The organism is Falsiroseomonas oryzae, from assembly GCF_027856955.1.
GTDB classification, from domain to species: Bacteria; Pseudomonadota; Alphaproteobacteria; order Acetobacterales; family Acetobacteraceae; genus Falsiroseomonas; species Falsiroseomonas oryzae.
The window spans coordinates 1-5119 of the sequence record NZ_JAPSMD010000388.1; the positions used below are offsets into that span (position 1 = coordinate 1).

6 protein-coding genes are annotated in these 5119 nt (G+C 72.8%); 1 reads left to right on the plus strand and 5 read right to left on the minus strand.

The genetic code is table 11. The features are described 5' to 3' along the window. Positions 1 to 121 precede the first annotated feature (121 nt). Genes OZN99_RS25090 through OZN99_RS25105 form a run of 4 tightly spaced genes read right to left on the minus strand, consistent with a single transcriptional unit; the run spans position 122 to position 2800 of the window. Positions 122 to 481 (minus strand): cupin domain-containing protein, encoded by a 360-nt coding sequence (locus tag OZN99_RS25090; RefSeq protein WP_270937970.1) that lies wholly within the window; start codon positions 479 to 481, stop codon positions 122 to 124. Beyond that, positions 478 to 1158, minus strand: a complete 681-nt coding sequence (locus OZN99_RS25095) for a maleate cis-trans isomerase family protein (RefSeq protein WP_270937971.1) — start codon at positions 1156 to 1158, stop codon at positions 478 to 480. The genes OZN99_RS25090 and OZN99_RS25095 overlap by 4 nt, the downstream gene beginning before the upstream one ends. Continuing rightward, positions 1155 to 1727, minus strand: coding sequence for a carboxymuconolactone decarboxylase family protein (locus OZN99_RS25100; protein ID WP_270937972.1), 573 nt, complete (start codon positions 1725 to 1727; stop codon positions 1155 to 1157). Before OZN99_RS25100 ends, OZN99_RS25095 begins: the two co-directional genes overlap by 4 nt. Next, positions 1724 to 2800: a WD40/YVTN/BNR-like repeat-containing protein gene (locus tag OZN99_RS25105; protein ID WP_270937973.1), complete on the minus strand. Its 1077-nt coding sequence runs from the start codon at positions 2798 to 2800 to the stop codon at positions 1724 to 1726. Before OZN99_RS25105 ends, OZN99_RS25100 begins: the two co-directional genes overlap by 4 nt. Before the next feature lie 113 nt (positions 2801 to 2913). On the opposite strand from OZN99_RS25105, the gene OZN99_RS25110 reads away from it, so the two are divergent. Then, complete coding sequence (locus tag OZN99_RS25110) at positions 2914 to 3909, plus strand: Bug family tripartite tricarboxylate transporter substrate binding protein (RefSeq protein ID WP_270937974.1); 996 nt, start codon at positions 2914 to 2916, stop codon at positions 3907 to 3909. A gap of 139 nt (positions 3910 to 4048) precedes the next feature. On the opposite strand, the gene OZN99_RS25115 is transcribed toward OZN99_RS25110, so the two are convergent. Further along, the coding region (locus OZN99_RS25115) for a DUF2950 family protein (protein ID WP_270937975.1) at positions 4049 to 5119 on the minus strand (1071 nt) is incomplete at its 5' end.

The following is a 5119-nucleotide window of genomic DNA, read 5'->3' on the forward strand; positions in this document are numbered from 1 at the left end:
ATCCCGCGGCGCCAGCGCGTCGCCCTCGCGGACCGCGTGATGGCGGCGGCGCAGGACGCCTGCGACCGCCTGGCGGAGGCGCAGCCCCGCACCGCCCGGCCGGCGCGCGCCGTCGGGTGAGCTACAGCGGCACCGTCACCACGATGAACACCAGCCGACCCAGGCCGGTGTTCTGCAGCGCGTGCGGCACATGCGGAGGGATCAGGGCGACGTCGCCGGCGCGCACGACATGCGTGGCTTCGCCCAGTTCCAGCAGGCCCTCGCCCTCCAGCACGTGGTAGATCTGCTCCTTCGCCTCGTGCTTGTGCCGCGCGACATGGGCGCCCGGCGCGTAGGAGGAGATACGGTAGTCCACCAGCCGCGAGCCGCCCGGCTCAGCCGCCACCAGGATCTTCGACAGCGCGCCGCCGTGATGCCCCGGCCCCTCGATCCACGTCACGGTCGCGGCGTTCCGCAGCACCGCCTCGCTGGCGGCGGTCATGCCGCAACCGGCAGCCGGCCCAGTTCCCAAGCCGTCGCGCTGATCGAGGAGCGGACGGGCCGGCCGAATTCGCGCACCAGGTCGTCCAGGATCTCGAAGGTCGGCAGCTGCGAACAGGCGATGAACATGCCGTCGCATTCCTTCGTCATCGTGTGGCGCGCCAGTTCCCGCACCTCCGCCGCGACGATGCGCCCCAGCGCCGCCACATCGGTCGCCTTGAAGGAGGCGAGCCGGGCCACGCGGATGCCGCTCTCGGCCAGGAAGGCCTTGAGCTGCTCGTTCACGTCCGCGTGATAAGGCGTGACCACGGCGATGTTGCGCAGCCCGTCATGCTGCAGCGCCGTCACCATGGAGCGCGCCGTCGTAACCACCGGCAGGCCGGTCGCCTTGCTCAGCAGGTCGGCCAGTTCCGCATCCCCGGCCGGGCCGGAGATGAACCCGGCCGCGGTGCAGCCATAGGCGATGGCATCGTACGCACCTTCGGCGAAATGCTGGCGGGCCAACTTGATGGCGGCATTGCGGTAGCCCGGGATGCTCTCCTTCGTCATCAGGCCGGGACCGCGCGGGATCCCAACCCGGGTCACCTGGGAGCCGGGCGGAAGCCAGGCCGCCAGTTCGCGCTCCATGGTCGTGTTGTTGGCCGGCACCATCAGGCCGACGCGCTGCGCTGCGCTCATCGCGCGCCTCCTTCGATCGGCTGCAGCGGCGGCGGTACGCCGTCCGGCAGGGGCAGCCGTGCCGTGTTCAGCACCATCGCCACCATGGCGTAGTAGCCGCACAGCGCAAGAAGGTCGAGGATTCCCGCACGGCCGAACCGGGCCTCGGCGGCGGCGAAGAGGGGGTCCGGCAGCTCCCCGGTGGCGTGGGCGGCACAGGCGACGCCGTGCACCAGCGCCTCGTCGGGCGACATCGGGTCGGGGCGGCGGCCCGCCGCGATCGCCTCGATGATCGCCTCCGGCACCCCGGCCTTGCCGGCGATCCGGGCATGGGCGACCCACTCGTACTGGCAGGTCCAGCGCCGCGCCGTGACCAGCACCGCGATTTCCACCAGCGCTGGAGGCAGCCCGGTGCCGAAGCGCAGATGCTCGCCCAGCGCCTGCATGCGCTGCGCCAGCGCGGGGTGGTGCAGCAGCGCCAGGAACGGGCCGCGCACGCCGCCGCGCGGCCCGCCCGCGATCGCCGCCGCCAGCGCGCGCTGCGCCTCGTCCATCGCCTCCGGCGCGACGGCGGGGAAGCGGTCGCTCATGCCGCCTTCCATCCCATCTGCGCGGCCTTCAGCGTGGGCCGGGTGATCGAATGCTGGGCCTGGCGGGTGCCGGCGGGCAGGCTGCGCCAGTGCAGGGCACGCAGCTCCCCGAAGACATGCGGCAGGCGCACCCAGCTCTCGCCCCCGTCGGCGCTGCGGAACAGCTCGCCCAGGTTGGTGCAGGCGAAGACCAGCATCGGGTCCGCCGCGTCGGTGGCGATGCACCACACGCTGCTCTCCAGCGGTCCGGGCAGCTTCGCGTCCTCCCATGTGCGGCCATGGTCGCGGGAGCGCAGCAGGAAGCCGTCATTGCCCGGCGGCCCGTTGCCGTTGGCCAGGAACACCACACCCGACCCATCCGCGCGCGGCACGATCCCGCGGGTGTAGGGCCAGGGCGATGGCAGGTCCTGCAGATGCCAGGTCTCGCCGTCGTCCTCGCTGCGGTGCAGACCACGATTGGTGGTGGCCAGCACGGCCTTGCCGCCGCGGGGTAGCGCGATCACCGCCAGCCCGTGGACATCGCCGGAGACGAGGCCCGAATCCTTGCGTTCCCAGGTCGCGCCGTTGTCGCGGCTGCGGTAGATGCTGCCGATCTCGACCGAGGCCCAGACCGTGCCGCGATCCACCGGGTCGAACAGGATCTGCGTCACCCGCGTCGGCCCCATGTTGACCTCGGAGAACTGGCTGAGGCCCGGCGCCTCCAGCTTGCGCCAGCTCTGCCCGCCATCCGACGAGCGGAAGAAGCCCGCCGGGCGGGTCCCCGCGATCAGCACCTCCGGGTCGGCGGGATCGACCGCAACCGCCCAGACATCCTCCATCGGGGATGCCAGCTGCGCCCATCGTGCGCGCGGCTCGTCCCAGCGGAAGATCCCCATGTCGGTGCCGGCAAACAGCCGCTCGGGCGTCGCGGGATGGCTGGCCAGCGACCAGACCCGCGCCTCGAGATACATGCCGGAATGGCTGTTCGGGTGCACCCAGCTCTCGCCCAGGTCGTCGCTGAACCAGGCGGAGTGGCCGGCGGTGCCGGCATAGACATGCACCTCGCGCGGCGCCGCGTCCTGACCTGCGTTCACGCCCGTCCTCCCGTTGCAGGCGGGCGGCGCTTGACCGCCCGCTCCACATAATCCCACCATCCGGGAAATCTCAACAGCGCGGCGACCTCACGCGCGGCAGGGAGGAAGGCGGGATGCCCGGACACGACGGGGCAGCGGTCGCAACGCGACGCGCGCTGCTCGGCGCGACATGCGCGGTGCCGTTCCTGGGGCGCGGCGCCGCGGCGCAGGCCTGGGCGCCGACGCGGCCCGTGCGCATCGTGATCGGCTTCCCGCCGGGCGGTGGCATCGACATCCTGGCGCGGCTGATGGCGCCGAAGATGACGGAACGGCTTGGCCAGCCCGTCGTCATCGAGAACCGGCCCGGCGCGAATGGCCTGCTGTCTTTCGAGAACGTCGCGCGCGGCGAAGCCGACGGCCATGCCGTCCTGTTCGGCACCACGGGCGTGCTGGCGGTGAACCAGGCGCTCTACGGGCACACCGGCGTGGACCTGCTGCGCGACCTGGCGCCGCTCTCGCACGTCGCCTCGCTCGACTTCGTCATGGTGGTGAACCCGGCCCTGCCCGCCACGACGCTGGCGGAGTTCATCGCCCTGGCGAAGGCGCGGCCGGGCGAGCTGAACTTCGGATCCTCCGGCAATGGCGGGCTGCCGCACCTTTCCGGCGAGCTGCTGAACGCGCAGGCAGGCATCCGCACCACCCACGTGCCCTATCGCGGCAGCGCGCCCGCCTTCGCCGACCTGATCGGCGGCCGCGTGCAGTTCATGTTCGACGCGCTGGCCATCGGGCAGCCGCACATCGCCGCCGGGCGCGTGCGCGCGCTGGCCACCACCGGCCCGCGCCGCCTGGCCGCGCTGCCCGGCGTGCCGACCCTGAAGGAGACGCTGCCGGACTACGAGGTACTGAACTGGTACGGGATGTCGGTGCGCGCCGGGACTCCCGCGGCCGCCATCGCAAGGCTGCAGCAGGAGGTCGCCTGGTCGCTCCGCCAGCCCGACGTGGCGGAGCGCGCCGCCGGGCTGGGCCTGGATCTGGTCGGCAGCACGCCGGCGGAGTTCGGCGTATTCCAGCGCGCCGAGATCGCGAAGTGGGGCGCGGTGATCCGCGCCGCCGACATAAAGGCGGAGTAGTGGCGATCCGCGCGGCGGATCGCTAGACTGGCGTAGCCCTGACTATGTTCAGGGCTACGCCGGTCTCGCTTCCCTGGCCCGGCGATCCACGCCCTTCGCCGTGCCCACCTTCGGTGTGCACACTCAGGGCGATCGCGGGCTATTCCGCCACGGCGTTCCAGCCGGGCCCGGGGTCGAACTCGGTGATTGCGCGCGCGATGCGCGCCGTGTCGGGGCCGAGGTTGCGCTCGTAGACCGTGCCGTGATGGCTGATCATGAAGGTCTGGATTCCGGAGACGCCGTGCCGCGCGGGCCAGGCGATCACTGCGAAGCCGCCGATCATCCGGCCATTCACCACGTAGTCGATCTCGCCGCCGCGGGCATGCGGCCCCTGCGCCTCCAGGATCCTGAAAAAGTAGCCGTGATAAGGCTGCGGCTCATCGCCGCGGCCCCCGCGTGCGTAGCCGCCGGCGCTGGCGGCCGCGGCGAGCGGGCCGAGCGGACTGGGTGACTCGCCGGGCTCGGTCGGCCAGAACAGCCCGTCGCGCTGGCCGGGCGAGGAGAACAGGCGTCGTGCATAGGCGCGGAAGACGCCCTGCCGGCCGGCGCTGCGGGCGAAGTCGTCCTGCGCATCCGCGATGGCGCGCAGCGTCTCGATCGCGTCGAGCTCGTTCTGGCCGATGCGGCGGTCGGCGATGGCCTGGGCGCCCTGCCGCGCATCGAAGCGCCACATCCCGTCGCGGCGCAGCATGGGGATCGGCAGCAGCCAGCCATCCTCGCCCACCCGCAGCTCCGCACGATTGTCGGATGGGCGCAGGATCTCATGGCGTGCGGCATAGGCTTGCGCGAAGCGGGCCAGCGCCGCGCGGTCGGAGACCGCATCGCCGGAGCGGAGGAGCCTGGCACCGGCATCACCCAGCACGCGACTGATCGCGCCGCGGGTGGGCTGGCGGGCGGCATCGGCGAGCGCGGCAAAGCCCGCTTCCGGCGTGCGGAAGGCCTGCGGAGGCCGTGGCTGGGATGCCTGCTCGGGCGCGGTGCTCGTCGTGCCGGCCGGCGAGTCCGCTGCGGTCTGCGCCATGGCGGGCCCGATGGCGAGGAGCAGCGCCAGGGCCACCCCGAACGTCCTGGTCAGCATGGTCCCCTCACCTCCGCCCACCGCCGCCACCGGCGCGGGCACCACCACCACCACCGCCACCGGCGCGGGCGCCGCCGCCTCCGCCGGCCGGCG

What these genes read in the sequence shown, in the direction of transcription:
- OZN99_RS25090 (WP_270937970.1), bottom strand. Translation starts at nt 481, where the DNA reads ATGACCGCCGCCAGCGAGGCGGTGCTGCGGAACGCCGCGACCGTGACG.
- OZN99_RS25095 (WP_270937971.1), bottom strand. Translation starts at nt 1,158, where the DNA reads ATGAGCGCAGCGCAGCGCGTCGGCCTGATGGTGCCGGCCAACAACACG.
- OZN99_RS25100 (WP_270937972.1), bottom strand. Translation starts at nt 1,727, where the DNA reads ATGAGCGACCGCTTCCCCGCCGTCGCGCCGGAGGCGATGGACGAGGCG.
- OZN99_RS25110 (WP_270937974.1), top strand. Translation starts at nt 2,914, where the DNA reads ATGCCCGGACACGACGGGGCAGCGGTCGCAACGCGACGCGCGCTGCTC.